Annotated in this window: 15 protein-coding genes and 1 pseudogene; 12 read left to right on the top strand and 4 right to left on the bottom strand. The window is 44.1% G+C overall.

Annotation, left to right across the window (positions count from 1 at the left end):
* Positions 1-148 precede the first annotated feature (148 nt).
* Positions 149-559: an Lrp/AsnC family transcriptional regulator gene (locus BTR1S_RS03985; protein ID WP_029418575.1), complete on the top strand. Its 411-nt coding sequence runs from the start codon at positions 149-151 to the stop codon at positions 557-559.
* A gap of 270 nt (positions 560-829) precedes the next feature.
* Complete coding sequence (locus BTR1S_RS03980; protein WP_029418574.1) at positions 830-1,309, top strand: GNAT family N-acetyltransferase; 480 nt, start codon at positions 830-832, stop codon at positions 1,307-1,309.
* A 277-nt stretch (positions 1,310-1,586) separates the two neighbouring features.
* On the opposite strand, the gene BTR1S_RS23025 is transcribed toward BTR1S_RS03980, so the two are convergent.
* Entirely contained in the window at positions 1,587-1,895 is a 309-nt protein-coding gene (locus BTR1S_RS23025; RefSeq protein WP_326190794.1) for a GNAT family N-acetyltransferase, read from the bottom strand.
* Between the two features lie 206 nt (positions 1,896-2,101).
* Positions 2,102-2,290 (bottom strand): YkvS family protein, encoded by a 189-nt coding sequence (locus BTR1S_RS03970; protein WP_006638423.1) that lies wholly within the window; start codon positions 2,288-2,290, stop codon positions 2,102-2,104.
* A 168-nt stretch (positions 2,291-2,458) separates the two neighbouring features.
* Here BTR1S_RS03970 and ykzS point away from each other — a divergent pair, with 168 nt between their 5' ends.
* The 6 genes from ykzS to BTR1S_RS03940 all read left to right on the top strand — a co-directional run bounded on the left by ykzS (position 2,459) and on the right by BTR1S_RS03940 (position 8,985).
* A complete protein-coding gene (gene ykzS, locus BTR1S_RS03965) occupies positions 2,459-2,653 on the top strand; it encodes a protein YkzS (RefSeq protein ID WP_006638422.1) in 195 nt (64 codons plus the stop codon).
* A 231-nt stretch (positions 2,654-2,884) separates the two neighbouring features.
* The gene (locus BTR1S_RS03960; RefSeq protein WP_006638421.1) at positions 2,885-3,487 is read left to right on the top strand and encodes a cell wall hydrolase; all 603 of its coding nucleotides are present in this window, start codon (positions 2,885-2,887) and stop codon (positions 3,485-3,487) included.
* A 129-nt stretch (positions 3,488-3,616) separates the two neighbouring features.
* Positions 3,617-4,957, top strand: a complete 1,341-nt coding sequence (locus BTR1S_RS03955) for a polysaccharide biosynthesis protein (RefSeq protein ID WP_006638420.1) — start codon at positions 3,617-3,619, stop codon at positions 4,955-4,957.
* Positions 4,958-5,032: 75 nt separating this feature from the next.
* Positions 5,033-5,530: an endospore biogenesis thiol-disulfide oxidoreductase StoA gene (gene stoA, locus BTR1S_RS03950; RefSeq protein WP_006638419.1), complete on the top strand. Its 498-nt coding sequence runs from the start codon at positions 5,033-5,035 to the stop codon at positions 5,528-5,530.
* Positions 5,531-5,790: 260 nt separating this feature from the next.
* The gene (locus tag BTR1S_RS03945; RefSeq protein ID WP_029418573.1) at positions 5,791-7,698 is read left to right on the top strand and encodes a heavy metal translocating P-type ATPase; all 1,908 of its coding nucleotides are present in this window, start codon (positions 5,791-5,793) and stop codon (positions 7,696-7,698) included.
* Between the two features lie 201 nt (positions 7,699-7,899).
* Positions 7,900-8,985, top strand: a complete 1,086-nt coding sequence (locus BTR1S_RS03940; RefSeq protein WP_411803013.1) for a M24 family metallopeptidase — start codon at positions 7,900-7,902, stop codon at positions 8,983-8,985.
* A 99-nt stretch (positions 8,986-9,084) separates the two neighbouring features.
* Here BTR1S_RS03940 and BTR1S_RS23020 read toward each other — a convergent pair whose 3' ends face one another.
* Positions 9,085-9,219: a hypothetical protein gene (locus tag BTR1S_RS23020; protein WP_006638416.1), complete on the bottom strand. Its 135-nt coding sequence runs from the start codon at positions 9,217-9,219 to the stop codon at positions 9,085-9,087.
* A 487-nt stretch (positions 9,220-9,706) separates the two neighbouring features.
* Between BTR1S_RS23020 and BTR1S_RS23540 the strand changes: the two are divergent.
* Positions 9,707-9,784 (top strand): annotated as a pseudogene (locus BTR1S_RS23540) (peptidoglycan binding domain-containing protein); the annotation flags it as partial.
* A gap of 66 nt (positions 9,785-9,850) precedes the next feature.
* Here BTR1S_RS23540 and BTR1S_RS03930 read toward each other — a convergent pair.
* Positions 9,851-10,078, bottom strand: coding sequence for a hypothetical protein (locus BTR1S_RS03930; protein WP_006638415.1), 228 nt, complete (start codon positions 10,076-10,078; stop codon positions 9,851-9,853).
* 1,200 nt (positions 10,079-11,278) lie between these two features.
* On the opposite strand from BTR1S_RS03930, the gene BTR1S_RS03925 reads away from it, so the two are divergent.
* From BTR1S_RS03925 to ptsG, 3 genes are all read left to right on the top strand, one after another.
* Positions 11,279-12,250, top strand: a complete 972-nt coding sequence (locus tag BTR1S_RS03925; protein WP_006638414.1) for a LacI family DNA-binding transcriptional regulator — start codon at positions 11,279-11,281, stop codon at positions 12,248-12,250.
* A gap of 133 nt (positions 12,251-12,383) precedes the next feature.
* A complete protein-coding gene (glcT, locus tag BTR1S_RS03920) occupies positions 12,384-13,229 on the top strand; it encodes a glucose PTS transporter transcription antiterminator GlcT (RefSeq protein WP_006638413.1) in 846 nt (281 codons plus the stop codon).
* Between the two features lie 222 nt (positions 13,230-13,451).
* Positions 13,452-15,551 carry a glucose-specific PTS transporter subunit IIBC gene (ptsG, locus tag BTR1S_RS03915; protein ID WP_029418570.1) on the top strand — a complete coding sequence of 700 codons (2,100 nt, stop codon included), beginning with the start codon at positions 13,452-13,454 and terminating at the stop codon, positions 15,549-15,551.
* Positions 15,552-15,609 lie beyond the last annotated feature (58 nt).

Genomic DNA, 15,609 nt, shown 5'->3' with positions numbered 1-15,609 from the left:
ATTAAATCAAGTCTTTATGCGGTTTGACTTGAATTTTGAAAAAACGTATTTTATTTATGTAAAAGAACATCGAACGCACTCCTGATTGAAGAGAATGGAAAGTACAGACCACTGGAAGGTAATGCTTCTATTGAAAGGATTTGATTTTATGTTGGATCACACAGACAAGCGGATATTAGAAGAACTGTCCAAAAATAGTCGTATGACGATGAAAGAATTGGGAGAGAAAGTTCATTTGACAGGACAGGCAGCCGCTTCAAGAGTTGCCAAGCTGGAAGATCATGGAGTGATTGAGGGGTATACCATTCAGGTGAATCAAGTTAAATTAGGGTGTTTTATACATGCTTTTATTAACATCTATATCAACAGCACCTATCATCAACCTTATCTCTCATTTATCAAAACACAAGCCAACTATATCATAAACAATTATAAAATTAGTGGAGATGGCTGCTATCTGCTTGAATGCAAATTTCCATCCCATGAACGATTAGATCAATTTTTAGAAGACTTAAACAAGCATGCGAACTATAAATTATCGATCGTTATAAAAAAATAGTGCATTTTTAGGCAAGGAAAGGGTAAAATGGGAAAAATCTCTGAAAAGCTTCTAACATATTGGCTGGCTGTTCCCAGACAGGTGAGAGTTTTTTGTCTGTCTCTTTTTACAAGCTGTTTTTTTGGTTATATGATCTATTTGGGAATAAAAAGGGTGTTGCAATTTCACACATTGAATCGACCAGAAACTATTCTTTGTGGGATTGTTTCGCTCTTCATTTTATTTGCCTTGAATCATGCAAACAATGGGAAAAATACTGGAGGGGATGACATGAAAATCGTTTCAACAAAGGATTTGCCAAAACGGGCGGTTTCACAATTTTTTACGACGCATTGGGGAAGCCCGGTCATGGTGAATTCAAACGGCACATTTCAGTGCGATGAACTGGAAGGATATGCAGTTTTGGATGAAAACAGAGAGATCACAGGTTTAATCACGTTCATTATTAACGGAACCGAATGTGAAATCATTTCATTGGATAGTATCATTGAAAATAACGGGATTGGCTCTGCCCTTTTAAAAGAAGTGGAACGGGCTTCAGAGCGAGAGCGGTGTGAACAAGTGAAGTTAATTACAACCAATGATAATGTTAGAGCGATCGGATTCTATCAAAAGAGGGGTTATGTGTTAGCTGGGTTATTTGTGAATGCTGTTGAAAAGGCAAGAAAAATAAAGCCCGGGATTCCTTTCACAGCTGATAATGGGATTCCAATCCGAGATGAAATACTATTAGTAAAACGGCTGACATAAATCAATAATTGGACTGGTCACGATCTGGGCCTTTATCTTATATATATTCACAAAGGGTTGGCACCTGGGTAAATATTAATATAAATAGAAGCCCGTCTGTAGATGCAAGTAAGCCCGCTTCCGAGACGGGCTTTTGCGGTTTTCCCGCGATATCCCAGCTCTCATCAACCTTCTTTATAGAAAGGGAACAGTATTTTTTCTCCAACAACTCCATCAGATGTTTTTTCGCTGTCAATGATGCTGTAGAACACATTGTCATGAACAGAACCGTCTTTCTTTATTCTATGTATACGAAACGTGTCCTTCTTTTACTGCCCCTATTCGCTCGACTGCTTTTTGGTACCGCACAGAAAATTGGACATGGATCGATTTTAACACAATATTGAAGCAGCAAGAACTCAGATTCCGTGTTAACCCCTGTTCTCCAATAAGCAGGAGAAAGCCAAGTCCAGCCAATTTCAACATTTCGGTTTTGTACATCGATGCCACCGATGCTGGTTGTTCCTATGACTTCCCCGGTTGTTTTTTCCTTAATAATAAAAAGTATTTGAACGTTGTCTACAGCTGTTGTCAACATGTCTTTGATATCATTGGGCCAAGTATATGGCCGAACCTCAAGGATTTTTAAGGCTTCATATCATTCATCCTATAAAGGAATCAGGCGAATTATATTCCCTTCTAACACGATGTAGGGAGCAGGGGAAAAAACCGCCATACCACAGAACGGCGGTTTTTTTCTTTTTCTGAAGATCGTGCGGAATGTGTTCAGGTTGCGTGTCGTGCGGAGAATGATTAATGAAAGGAGTCTTTAATAATTTTATAGTTTTTATGGTTAACGACAGTTAAGGAGTCCAATTCCAAGTCTCTGTAGTTATCCATGATGGTGACATCAACGATAACCGAGTTTTCGTTTACTTTTTCGACGACTCCGGTGAGTCCGTTTTTGAATTCGATGACGTTCCCGACTTTTGCAATTTTCAAGTGGCTTCCTCTCCTTTAAAGTGATTTAACCTATTGAAAGTATTTTGCAATATTTTCATGGAGAAGTAAAGCGATAAGGGAATAGGCGGCACTATTGTTGTACGGCTGTATACTTAGTGGTATAGTTAATTAGTTAAAGATCATTTTCGGGAGAAGGAGAGAGGAAAATTGACAGAGGAAAATGCGATTGAGCTGATCGAGAATTTGAGATCAGGCAGCATTCATGAACTTCGTGTGAAAAAAGAGGATTTTCTTTCTTTTAGAGCCATCTTGACGAAACAAGAAGATTTTAAGCATTTTCGGGGAATCGCCCAGCGCGGGGGAGACATCATTTTTCAATATATGAAAGAGCCAAGAAGCTGAAGGCTTTCTCAAGCGGTGAGAAAGCCTTTTAATATAGGGAAGCATCCAGCACAAGTATTGCTGGATATTTTGTTTTTTTCTGTTAAAAATCCGCGGTGTCTATACAATTATGTGCCAGTGGGACGCTTTGATGGAAAGCCTGCCAAAAATTTATCAGTGAAATCAATCAGTTGTCTTGTTACTGTAAGACATATGTTTTTTTCGAAGAAGTGTTTGACTAGGAGGAATGGAATGAAATCGAAATTTGCTGCGATAGCTGCTTTTTTCATCTGTATGCTCCCAGCGGCAAGAATCGAACATGCACAGGCTGTCAAGTTATTCTCGAAAAAAGACAGACAGGAAATGAAGCGGCTGATTGCCAGCATTGATCAAGAACAGCATCCGGTTTTTTCTCAATTGACGGATGAAAAAAATCTCATCGAATTTGCGCCCCGGCCGGATGCAGAACAGAAAGAAGAAGAGAATGAAGAAATAAAGTTGACGAGCGGGGAAAAAGATTTATTGTCAAGGCTTGTACACGCGGAAGCCAAAGGCGAATCGTTTGAAGGAAAAGTGGCAGTGGCCGATGTCGTACTGAACCGCGTGGAGCACGGCGGATTTCCTGACAGTATAAAAAGCGTGATTTACCAAAAGAACGCTTTTGAGCCTGTTCTCAACGGGAGCATAAATAAAAAGGCGGACCGTGAATCAAAGAAAGCAGTAGAAAAAGCGGTCGATCAACATAAAAAAGAAACAGATGCATTATATTTTTATAATCCGGACACTGCATCAGATGACTGGATTAGAACGAGGAAGATCGTGAAACGCATCGGCAATCATGTATTTGCGATCTGACCATGGCAGTCAAGACTTATCGTCTTGGCTTTTTTTATGCCTTTTTCCAAGTGAAAACATGAAAAAGAAAATAATTTTTGAACTTGTCTCATATGATGGGATATAACCAGTGAGACAAGGGGAGACCTCATGAACCGTTTTGTGAAAGGAATCGTTCTTCTATCGCTAGCTGCTTTTTTTGCAGAATGCCTTGAGTTCGTCATTAACATGATTCTCGCGCGGGAACTTGGAGAGCATGGCATGGGGCTCTATATGAGTGTATTGCCTTCCATATTTTTGGTCGTCGTGATCGCGAGCCTTGAGCTTCCCATTTCAATATCAAAATTCATTGCGGAATCCAATCCGAAACTCCATGAAAGCATGCTGAAGCATGCCTTTCGAATGACAGCGGTTTGCACGGCTTTTTCTACGGCGGCCGCTGCCGTCATCCTTCCTTTTATTCCGATATTTGATTCATACCATCCCTTTATCAGGGGCCTTGTGATCGGAATGATTCCCACCGTTGCCTTTACCTCGATTGCAAGAGGGTACTTCATGGGCGTCCAGCAAATGGGGAAAATCGCTATGGCGAATGCATTGAAAAAAATCTTTCAGCTGATCGGCTTGTTTTTATTTTTCCAATGGTATTCCTTTGAACTGGATACGTCGGTTTTGATTTCATTGTTCGTTCTTGTCGCAAGCGAAGTGGTTGTGTTTGTTTATTTATATTCCCAGTTTATTTTAGTCAGACGCGCCGCCGCAAAAGGCCAGCATGTTCATCTGCGGAGAAATGACGTGCTGAAGCGGTTATTGACCGTTTCCATACCGACGACAGGCCTGCGTGTGTTTCATGCCATTGCTAATGCGGTCGAGCCTTTTTTGGTGAAGGGCACGCTGCTTGCGGCAGGCGTTTCGCAAACGGCGGCCATCGATCAGTTCGGCATGCTCTCCGGCGTTGCGATGACGATCGGTTTTTTTCCGGCTTTTATCGCCCATTCACTCATGATCGTCATGATTCCCAGCATTTCCGAAAGCTATGCCTATGGACAATATGACAGAGTCATTAAACGGATCAAACAGGCGATTCTGATTACCCTTCTTTACGGCATACCGTCTGTTTTGGTGATGTATCAGTTTGCAGAGCCGCTGACCCACTTGTTTTTTGATTCTGTAAAAGCCGCGTTTTATCTGGAACTATTATGGCCGTATTTTTTATTCCACTTTTTCGTGATGCCGCTTCAGGCCTGTCTCATTGGCATGGGGCTTGTCAAAGATGCGTTCTATCATAATGTCTGGGCAAGCGTGATATCGTTTTTGATGATGTATTTCCTCGGATCAATGGAGAATTTACAGATGACCGGGGTCATTCTCGGGATGAACACGGGGATGATTCTGCTGACAGCCCTTCATTATGCAACGATCTGCAAGGAATTGGGCGTGAACTTGATATTAACGAATAAGACGGGGGCGCCGAGAATCCAGAGCCGCTGAAGGAGGGGCGCGCTTTTCTCTTCATAGTTTTTGGATCCGGAGGGGATGCTAAAGAAAAAAAGAAGGGGAGATTACATGAAAAGAAAAGGCTTCCTTTGCCGTCCGCTCATTCTGCTGTTCTCAGCGGGCATGCTGTTTTTTCAGCCTCAGGCCCTTGCCAAACAGGCTTCACCGGCCGTGATGCAGATGAAAACAATAGAGGGGCAGCGTGTGCTTATTCCAGCGGAAGGCCAAAAGACGATCATCCATTTTTGGACGACCTGGTGTCCGCCGTGCCGGGAGGAGCTTCCCCGCTTTCAGTCCTATTATGATGAAAAGCATGCCGATGTTGAACTGATTACCGTCAATTTGCTGAATGTGGAGAAAAATGAACAGTCTGTCAAACGCTTTATCAAAGCGAATCATCTCTCATTCCCGATAGTTTTTGACCGCACCGGCGACATGATGAAAAAATATAACGTCATGACGATTCCTTCAACATTTTTTATCAATGAAAAAGGGGAGCTTGAGAAATCGGTCGTCGGACCGATCACCGTTGAACAAATGAGGTCATGGGCAGAGAAAAAAAGCTGAAATCGCCTTTCAGCTTTTTTTTATGGGCGGATGCAAATGATAATTAATATCAAAAAGAAATTATAATAATTATTACTTGAAAGCTGTTGATGCCATGCTATAATAAAAAAGAAGATTCCCGTTTTTGTCTGAGCATAAAACGGGGAAACCCATAATATAAACTAAATACTTATCTTTTATGCTGCCTCAAATGGCGGCAATTTGTTTTTTATAAGGGAATTGATGATGAATTACATTCTCAATTAGGGAGGACGCTAATAATGCAATTAGAGATTCGAAAACAATCTAAGCATCAGCATACGCTATTTCGCTTTCAAAACGTAAAGGAGCATGGGGAATTGGCTGCCGCCCTTTTATCAGGCAACCTGATTGCCGCCGGCTGGCTGTGCTCAGGCCATGAGACACTGTCCATCGCACTGTTTCTGTCCGCATTCTGCATCGGCGGCTTTGCCAAAGCAAAAGAGGGAATTCTCGAAACCCTTTCTGAAAAAACGCTGAATGTCGAGCTTTTGATGATATTTGCAGCGGTCGGCTCTGCCTTGATCGGCTATTGGGCAGAAGGCGCCATCTTGATTTTTATATTTTCTCTCAGCGGAGCCCTTGAGACATATACATTAAATAAAAGCAAACGCGATTTGACGTCCTTAATGAAATTGGAGCCGGAAGAGGCCGTGTTGTTGGACGGCGCGGGACAGCGAAAGGTTGCCGCAGCCGAACTGAAGGCCGGAGATCTGATCATGGTCAAGCCCGGCGAACGAGTCGCCGCAGACGGAGATATTGAATCAGGACAGACAAGCATCGATGAATCCGCGCTCACAGGTGAATCGATTCCGGTCGAAAAAACGGCCGGTGATCCGGTATTTGCCGGCACCGTCAATTTAAACGGCTCTTTGACAGTACGTGTGAAAAAAGCGAACGAGGATTCTCTTTTTAAAAAAATCATCAAGCTGGTCGAATCTGCGCAAAACAGCGTGTCACCGTCCCAAGCGTTTATTGAACGATTTGAAAACATGTATGTGAAAGGTGTTTTGCTCGCTGTCGGACTGCTTCTGTTTCTGCCTCATTATCTGCTTGGCTGGAGCTGGAGTGAGACATTTTACAGGGCGATGGTGTTTATGGTCGTCGCTTCGCCTTGTGCGCTTGTCGCTTCTATCATGCCTGCCGCTCTGTCGCTGATATCAAATGGAGCAAGAAACGGACTTCTTGTCAAAGGAAGCGTCTTCCTTGAAAAGCTAGGCAACAGCAAAATCGTCGCCATGGATAAGACGGGAACAATTACGAACGGCAAACCGGCCGTGGAAAACATGATTCTGGCGGAAGGCATGGACGAAAATGAATACTTGGAAGCTGCGGCTGCCATCGAGAAGCAGTCAAACCACCCTCTTGCAAAAGCGATCGTCGAGTTTGCCGAAGCAAAAGGCATTCACCCGCCTGGAAACGTAGCGATTGAAGAGACATCGGGATTCGGGGTGAAGGCGCAGTTTGAAGGAGAAATATGGTTCATTGGCAAAGCCGGATTTGTCGGGGAAGAGGAGGCGGATCACGTCTTTGGGGATGCAGTTCAACAGCTCGCCGGGCAAGGAAAAACGATTGTTTACGTGAAAAAGGGCGGGCGGCTTGCGGGCTGTTTTGCGCTGAAGGATCAAATCAGACCCGAAGCCAAAGCGGTGATCAGCGAGCTCAATTCCCTCGGCATTCAAACGGCAATGCTGACAGGAGACCAGCCAGAAACGGCAGCGGCGATCGCGGAAGAAGCCGGACTGAAAATCGTCGTTTCCGAATGTCTGCCTGATAGCAAAGTAAAGGAAGCCGAACAGCTTAAAAGAACTAACGGAACGATTGTCATGGTCGGAGACGGCATTAATGACGCACCTGCTCTTGCGGCGGCGGATGTCGGGGTCGCCATGGGGGAAGGAACGGACGTAGCGCTTGAAACAGCGGATATTGTATTGATGAAAAACGATTTAACAGGACTGACGAAAATGATCCGGCTGTCGCGAAAAATGAACAGGATCATTAAACAGAACGTCGTGTTTTCTCTTGCTGTGATCTGCTTGTTAATCTGCAGCAACTTCCTCCAGATCCTTGATCTGCCGCTCGGCGTCATCGGCCATGAAGGAAGCACGCTGCTTGTGATTTTAAACGGCCTCAGGCTGCTAAAATCGTAAATTCTATACCAAAACGGCTGCTATTCATATTGGCAGCCGTTTTCTTGTTCCTGTACCATGGCAATCATCACCAGCGGCCATGAAAAGAAACCGGCTCCCCGGCGGGCAAGCGCCGCAAAAAACTGATACAATATAAATGAAGGTTTACATAGATCAGTTGAACAGAATTTTCTTTTTAGGAGGGAACCGGATTTGAAAAGAATGGAGCATATCTCTTCCTGGCTGAGGGAAAAAGACATTTCGGCGGCTTTTATTCATTCAAAAGAAAATGTATTTTATTTGACGCACTTTTATACAGAGCCCCATGAACGGCTGATGGGCGTGTTTGCGTTTCAAAACGAGGAGCCGTTTTTTGTTTGTCCGCTGATGGAAAAAAGCCAGGCAAAAGAGGCGGGCTGGGCATATGACATCATCGGTTATGAGGATCATGAAAACCCGTGGGACCTCATATCCGCCGCACTGAAAAAACGCAATCTGCCATTGGCGAAGGTGGCAGTCGAAAAAGAAGCGATCTCCCTTTCGCGCGCCGACATGCTGAGAGCCGTCACAAACGGGGCTGAGCTTGTCTCTGCCGAAGAAAAGCTGAACGAACTCCGCGTCGTTAAGGATGAACAGGAAATCGCCATTCTCCGGGAAGCGGCAAAGCTAGCTGATTACGGGGTGGAAGCGGGAGCGGCCGCTTTAAAAGAAGGCGTCGCGGAAATCGAAGTGGTCGCGAAGATTGAATATGAATTGAAGAAAAAAGGAATCCAGGGAATGTCGTTTTCAACGATGGTCTTATTCGGAGAGAAATCCGGTCAGCCGCACGGAAATCCCGGCAGCCGGACATTAAAAGCGGGAGATTTCGTCCTGTTTGATTTAGGCGTGATCATTGACGGGTATTGCTCAGACATTACGAGGACGCTTGTTTATAAAAACGCGAGCGACCGTCAGAAAGAAATATATGAAACGGTGCTTCAGGCTGAAACGGCCGCACTGGAAATGAGCAGGCCCGGCGTCAGAATCGGCGATCTTGATTTAAAGGCGCGGGGGATGATTGAAAAAGCCGGCTACGGAGATTATTTTCCGCACCGCCTGGGCCACGGGCTCGGTATCTCGACACATGAGTATCCTTCCATGAGCCATAATAATGATGCACTTTTAAAAGAAGGAATGGTATACACGATTGAGCCCGGCATCTATGTGCCGGAAATCGGGGGCGTCCGAATCGAAGATGATGTGCTCGTCACCGCAGACGGAGCAGAGGCGCTTACCCGGTATCCGAAACAGTTCACTGTGATTTCATAAATTAGGGAACCCGCTTCATGGCGGGTCCTTTTATGTTTATGATAAAACTGCGGTCATTCCTTCCTCTTTATTCTGACATCTTTTACGAAAAGAAAGGAATCAATCCTTGGAAATAAAGAAGTCATCAAAAGAGCGGAACGGCTTGACTTCATGTTTTTCTTTAAGCGGTTTCATCGCCGCTTTTGAAGACAGTACGATGATGCTGCATAAGAGGATCAGAATGAAAATACCCAATTTTTTCTTCTCCTTTCTAAATGAGAACGTGATCTGCACCGGTGCTGTTTTCATTGTAAAGTATGAAACGCATACCATAGCAATAGTTATTTTAAACAAAGAAAACCCTTGGTTTATCAAGGGTTTGTCCTTTTTATTAGTCAATAAGAATCATTAAAAATAACATTTTAATACAATTCTTCACGAAATCCCGATTTTGATGATATTTCCGAAAGTCTTTTGCACTTTTTGGGAAGCGGCCTGTCTCATCTTTTTGTGTATAAATTTTCATTGTGGTTTTCATGTCGTCATGCCCGCTCTTTTCATAAGACACCGGCCTTGCCATCCGTTTCCCTCGCAAAAAACGAAATTCTGCTCATAGAGATTAACCCTGACAAGATGCTCTGCAAACGGTGGAGGAACAGCATTTCCGCACCGCTCAATCTCTTTTGCCAGATTTGCTTTAGCTTTAGGTGGGTGGAAAGCCCCTTAAGTCACCAAAGCCGTTAAACTCTTTCAAAAGGCGAAAGGTCTATTCGTGGACGGTATCACCGGAAAAGCAGCATGGACAAAACTGTTTGCATAACAAAAAAGCCCTTCGAGATTGAGGTCCAAAGCAAAGCGCCGGCTAATGTCGGTGCTTTGCTGTTGTCTAAAAAATATTTACTGTAATTACAACCCAAGCTATAACCAGTAATATGGGACTTTTCTCTTTCCTATCTAAATATCCAGACATGAAGAATCCGAGACTAAGCATGATATAGGATGCAAATTTAAATAATACTTGAATGGATTCAGGTGTCGCTGCCCAAACAAGGATGGATACGAGAGATAGAATATAAGCTGTTTTCTCTATAATTCTCAATTTATCTTCGTCCAATTCTATTAACCTCCAATTGCGAATTTTCTGCAAACTGAATTGAAAGTTATTACTCTGATAGTGTATTTAACCTATATTCTCAGGTAATTACATATAACAAATATAACACGAAAGGATGCGAGAAAAATTTGGTATGCCTGCATTGTGGGGGCGGCTTTCTTCCCGTACCCATCACATGCTGCCGAGAATGAAAGCGTGTCATTCACCCCAACGGTTGTGAAAACTGAACTACAGCAAATTGCGGAACTCTTAAAGGTTTCCGTTATGGACGAGGACGGAAGTGTACATATTCAAGCCGTTCCTCCGGTTAGCTAATGAAAGATTGTTGACCACTTCCGGGGCAATACTAAGTTTATGGATACAGCTTAAGAATTTGCTGCTAGACTTGTAGTTTCGTTGCCAGGACTTAAATGGAAATGGGCTGCTTTGTTTGCATACACTGTCTTCCCAGCATTCTATAAAAAAAGTCGACATGTTATCTACACAATATGTAGCCAGTGATAAAAAATACACATACATCATGATTGAAATGTATATCTATAAAGATAAAAAGTAATCAAAACAAATTGGTTACGAATATAAGATGTTTAAAAATACCTATAAGATGAACAGAAAAAAGATGAAAGAGCCCTTCTGACTGACGAAGCGCCTATTTCATTTCCACGCCAACAGCATCCTCAAATTTAATGAAATTGGCGTCTCCTTTTGAATCCACGACGTGAAAAATCTTGCTGATCTGAGTTTTCCTTCTACATAAATAACTTTCTGGACCGTTTAAAAGAGGCGGCGGCTAACTGGACCGAGGAATTAAACTCCATCGCTTCACATATTACTCTATCCAAATCTTCTTTTTAAGCACCGGCCTTTTCACTCTGTTGTGGTTGCGTTTAATTCGAGAAGAAATTCGGTGTGTTCCGGCATCATGAAACCCATCTATTTTAACATGCCCTGATCTTTTAAGTTGTCATTTTTCACGGTGTTCATCCCCTTCTAAAAACTCATTAAATGAGAACTAATGTTCTGTTCTCGGATTCTATGTTATGATTAAAGAAAGGGGCGAAAAACGACGATTTTAAAAAATGCAAACATGAGTGCTTATAGGGAAATTTAGCTGATTCGATCCGGTCCGAAAATGTGCGAAAATAGTACATATGACAAAACGCATACCATAGCAAGAACGAAGTGAAAGAAGGGAATCAAATGGCGAATATCAGGGAAATAGCTGAGGCGGCTGGCGTTTCGATTACGACCGTTTCAAGGGTTCTCAACGGCCACCCTTATGTAAAAGCAGAAAAGCGGAAAAAGGTTCTTGATACCATTGAGCGGCTTGAATATGCGAGAAACGTGCATGCGGTCCACCTCTCAAAAGGCTTTTCAAACATGATCGGCGTGGTTTTGCCGACGATCAGCCTTCCTTATTTTAGTGAATTAATTGAAGGAATTGCGGAGGAAGCGGCCAAGTCGGAGGTCCACTTTGCGCTTTACCAGACAAATTATCAGCTGGAAAAGGAAACGTTCGCATTGGAACAGCTGAAGCATCGGCAGGTGGACGGCTTGATTTTTTGTTCAAAGGCAATGTCGGACGAAGAGCTTTTGAATTGGCGGGACACGGGGCCATTCATTCTCTGCCAGGATTCAAGGGAGCGCCTTTTTTCAACGGTCAGCATTCCGCATCATGAGGCATTTCGCCGCGGGCTTGATTTTCTGATTGAAAAAGGGCACAAAAAAATAGCCATCGGCTTGGCGAGGAAACATGGCGTGAACAGTCATTACCGCTTGGAGGCATATAAGGAAGCACTGGCCGCCATTGGTGAACCTTACCGGGATGAGTGGGTTTTTGAGCGGTCGCTGACGATTGCAGACGGACAAACATTATTTTCCGCATGGAGCCGGATGGATGATAAACCGACGGCGATTTTTGTGGCAAATGACCAGGTTTCTGCAGGGCTTTATCTTGAGGCCCGCAAGCATCAGGTCCAAATTCCGGAAAACCTCGCCATCTTGAGCTGCGACAATCAGCCGATCAGCGAATTGCTCGGTATTTCTACCATTGAAATCAAGACGAAAGAAATGGGAAGGCATGCGTTTCGCCTTCTTCAAAAAGGAATCAGGGGAGAGGAGGCTGAAAAGAAAATTCTCCCCTACAGGCTGATTGAAAGATCGACGGTATAAGTGAAAAACAAATTGTTTTCCAATCGGTGATAAAAATTCGACATTTTTCATCAAAAACGGCAAAATAAATTGACGCGCTTTCATGAGTTTTGTACGATATGAGAGATTGAATGACAAAAAGGAGCTGAGGATCGTGAACAGATCCTTCACTGTTGAAAAGGTACTCAATAACAACGTTTTAATCGCCCTCCACGAGGATTACAAAGAAGCCGTCTTGATTGGAAAAGGGATCGGATTTGGCAAAAAGCGCGGAGATCTTATCGAACATGAGAACTATGAAAAAATGTTTATTCTGGAAAATGATAAAGAACAATCACAGTATAAGAAGCTCCTCACATATGTCGATGAAAAAATGGTTGATATCGCCAATGATGTCATTTACCATATCGCGCAAAAAATCGGTCAGCCGCTGAATGAACATATCCATGTCGCGCTGACGGACCATATCGCATTTGCTGTCAAGCGTTTGGAAAAAGGGTTTGACATGAAAAATCCGTTTTTGCTTGAGACGGAATCCCTTTATCCGAAAGAATACGAGGTTGCCAAAGAAGCCGTTGAGATGATCAACCAGCAATCCGACATTCAGCTGCCTGAAGGTGAAATCGGATTCATCGCCCTTCATATCCACAGCGCTTTGACGAACAGGCCGCTTTCGGAAGTCAACCAGCATTCACAGTTAATATCGCGGCTTGTCCAGGTGATTGAAGACGCGTTTCAGATGAAAGTCAACAGAGAAAGCGTCAACTACCTGCGCCTGATCCGTCATCTTCGTTTTACGATCGACAGGATCACACGGGAGGAGCCGATTCAGGAGCCGGAAAAATTAATGTTGCTGTTGAAAACGGAATATCCGCTATGTTACAATACTGCTTGGAAGATGATCAAAATCTTGCAGCAATCGCTCAAGAAACCTGTTCATGAGGCAGAAGCCGTTTACTTAACATTACATTTGTACCGTTTGACTAATAAAATTTCATAACGCCTTTATAACGTGTTACTGATTCGATCAGGCATGAGTGAAAAAAGGGAAGAAATGAAGATGCTGTCTTTCGTTTCTTGATGTACCCGCTTTCACCATGCCTTTTTTGACGTTTAAAAAAGGAAATGTAAACGGTTAAATTGAAAAAAAGTCGTCTTTTGAACGAGTTTGTCATGTTTTTTTTGCTGTAAGGTCAAACTATCCTTAGAGGGGGTAAACATCATGTTTAAATCGCTATTCGGCGTGCTCCAGAAAATTGGACGGGCGCTTATGCTGCCTGTTGCGATTTTGCCGGCTGCAGGAATCCTGCTTGCCCTGGGTAACGCCATGCAAAATCCGCAAATGACGAAGGTCGCGCCGTTTTTAACCAATGGCACGATCCAGCTCGTTGCGAAAGTTATGGAAAATTCGGGAGACATCGTCTTCTCCAACTTGCCGCTCCTGTTTGCGGTCGGTGTCGCCATCGGTCTGGCAAATGGCGACGGTGTCGCAGGGATTGCCGCTATTATCGGATATCTTGTCATGAATGTCACGATGAGCGCCGTTCTTTTACAAAACGGATCAATTCCGAGCGATGCAGTTGAAAGAGCGAAATTTTTCGCGGAAAACCATCCGGCATATACGACAATGCTCGGCATTCCGACACTGGCAACCGGGGTGTTCGGCGGTATTATCGTCGGGGTGCTGGCTGCCGCCATGTACAACAAATTCTTCAAGATCGAGCTTCCGCAATACTTGGGATTCTTTGCCGGTAAGCGTTTTGTGCCGATTGTCACATCTGTCTGCGCCTTGATCCTCGGCTTGATCATGCTGATCGTCTGGCCGCCGATCCAGGGAGCTCTTAACGGCTTCTCAAACGGACTGCTTGCAGCCAATGAAGCGCTTGCCGCGTTTGTCTTTGGTATTATCGAGCGTGCGCTGATTCCTTTCGGCCTGCACCACATTTTCTATTCTCCGTTCTGGTATGAGTTTTTCAGCTATACCAATAAAGCCGGAGAAATCGTCCGCGGTGACCAGCGGATTTTCATGGCGCAAATTAAAGACGGCGTCCAATTGACAGCCGGAACGTTTATGACCGGTAAATATCCGTTTATGATGTTCGGTCTGCCTGCCGCAGCGCTTGCGATTTATCATGAGGCAAAACCGAAGAACAAAAAGCTTGTTGCCGGCATCATGGGTTCAGCCGCATTGACATCTTTCTTAACAGGTATCACTGAACCGCTTGAATTTTCATTCTTGTTCGTCGCGCCGATTCTTTTTGCGATTCACTGTGTGTTTGCCGGTCTGTCTTTCATGATCATGGACATCTTGAATATCAAAATCGGTATGACGTTCTCCGGCGGGCTGATCGATTTCTTCCTGTTCGGAATTCTGCCTAACCGTACCGCTTGGTGGCTTGTCATCCCTGTCGGCTTGGTGCTTGCCGTTATTTATTACTTCGGATTCCGATTTGCGATCCGCAAGTTTAACTTGAAAACGCCGGGACGCGAGGATGCCGAAGCTGAATCATCTTCCGAAAAAGGCGGAGAATCAGCCGGTGATCTGCCGTATGAAATTCTTGCGGCAATGGGAGATAAAGAAAACATCAAGCACCTTGATGCGTGTATCACAAGATTGCGTGTAACGGTCAATGATCAGAAAAAGGTTGACAAAGAACGCTTGAAACAGCTTGGCGCATCAGGGGTTCTCGAAGTGGGCAATAACATTCAGGCCATCTTCGGACCAAAATCAGACAATTTAAAATCGCAAATGCAGGATATTATGTCAGGACGCACGCCAAGACCTGAAAAAGCTCCTGTCGCCGGCGATGAAGTCGAGCAGCAGGTTGAAGAGGTCATGGTAGAACCGCTTCAAAATGAAGCGGGTGAAGAAGTGTTTGTTTCACCGCTTGCCGGAGAGATTCATCCGATTACTGACGTGCCTGACCAAGTATTCTCAGGAAAAATGATGGGCGACGGATTTGCCATCCTTCCATCAGAAGGCACGGTCGTTTCTCCTGTAAAAGGGAAAGTGTTGAATGTCTTCCCGACAAAACACGCGATCGGCCTGCAATCAGACGGCGGCAGAGAAATTCTGATCCACTTTGGAATCGATACGGTCGGCTTAAAAGGCGAAGGCTTCACATCATTTGTTTCCGAAGGGGACCGTGTTGAGCCTGGACAGAAGCTGCTTGAAGTCGATATTGAGAAAGTGAAGGATCAAGTGCCTTCTCTCATGACGCCGATCATCTTCACAAACCTGCAAGAAGGAGCAAGTGTACACTTGCAGGCGGAGGGCTCTGTCAGCCTGACACAGGAAGACATCGTCCGCATTGAAAAATAAGTTCATAAAATGGCCGTACTTGTCAGATGACACGTACGGCTGTATGATATAATATTGT

Source organism: Bacillus sonorensis NBRC 101234 = KCTC 13918, assembly GCF_001592005.1.
Lineage (GTDB): Bacteria > Bacillota > Bacilli > Bacillales > Bacillaceae > Bacillus > Bacillus sonorensis.
Note: the sequence above shows the minus strand (reverse complement) of the source record. Positions and strands in the feature narration are given on the sequence as shown.

Excerpts from the sequence above, each read along its gene's own strand:
- BTR1S_RS03945 (WP_029418573.1), top strand. The coding sequence starts at position 5,791 with ATGCAATTAGAGATTCGAAAACAATCTAAGCATCAGCATACGCTATTT.
- stoA (WP_006638419.1), top strand. The coding sequence starts at position 5,033 with ATGAAAAGAAAAGGCTTCCTTTGCCGTCCGCTCATTCTGCTGTTCTCA.
- BTR1S_RS03940 (WP_411803013.1), top strand. The coding sequence starts at position 7,900 with ATGGAGCATATCTCTTCCTGGCTGAGGGAAAAAGACATTTCGGCGGCT.
- ptsG (WP_029418570.1), top strand. The coding sequence starts at position 13,452 with ATGTTTAAATCGCTATTCGGCGTGCTCCAGAAAATTGGACGGGCGCTT.
- BTR1S_RS03985 (WP_029418575.1), top strand. The coding sequence starts at position 149 with ATGTTGGATCACACAGACAAGCGGATATTAGAAGAACTGTCCAAAAAT.
- BTR1S_RS03925 (WP_006638414.1), top strand. The coding sequence starts at position 11,279 with ATGGCGAATATCAGGGAAATAGCTGAGGCGGCTGGCGTTTCGATTACG.
- BTR1S_RS03980 (WP_029418574.1), top strand. The coding sequence starts at position 830 with ATGAAAATCGTTTCAACAAAGGATTTGCCAAAACGGGCGGTTTCACAA.
- BTR1S_RS03955 (WP_006638420.1), top strand. The coding sequence starts at position 3,617 with ATGAACCGTTTTGTGAAAGGAATCGTTCTTCTATCGCTAGCTGCTTTT.
- BTR1S_RS03960 (WP_006638421.1), top strand. The coding sequence starts at position 2,885 with ATGAAATCGAAATTTGCTGCGATAGCTGCTTTTTTCATCTGTATGCTC.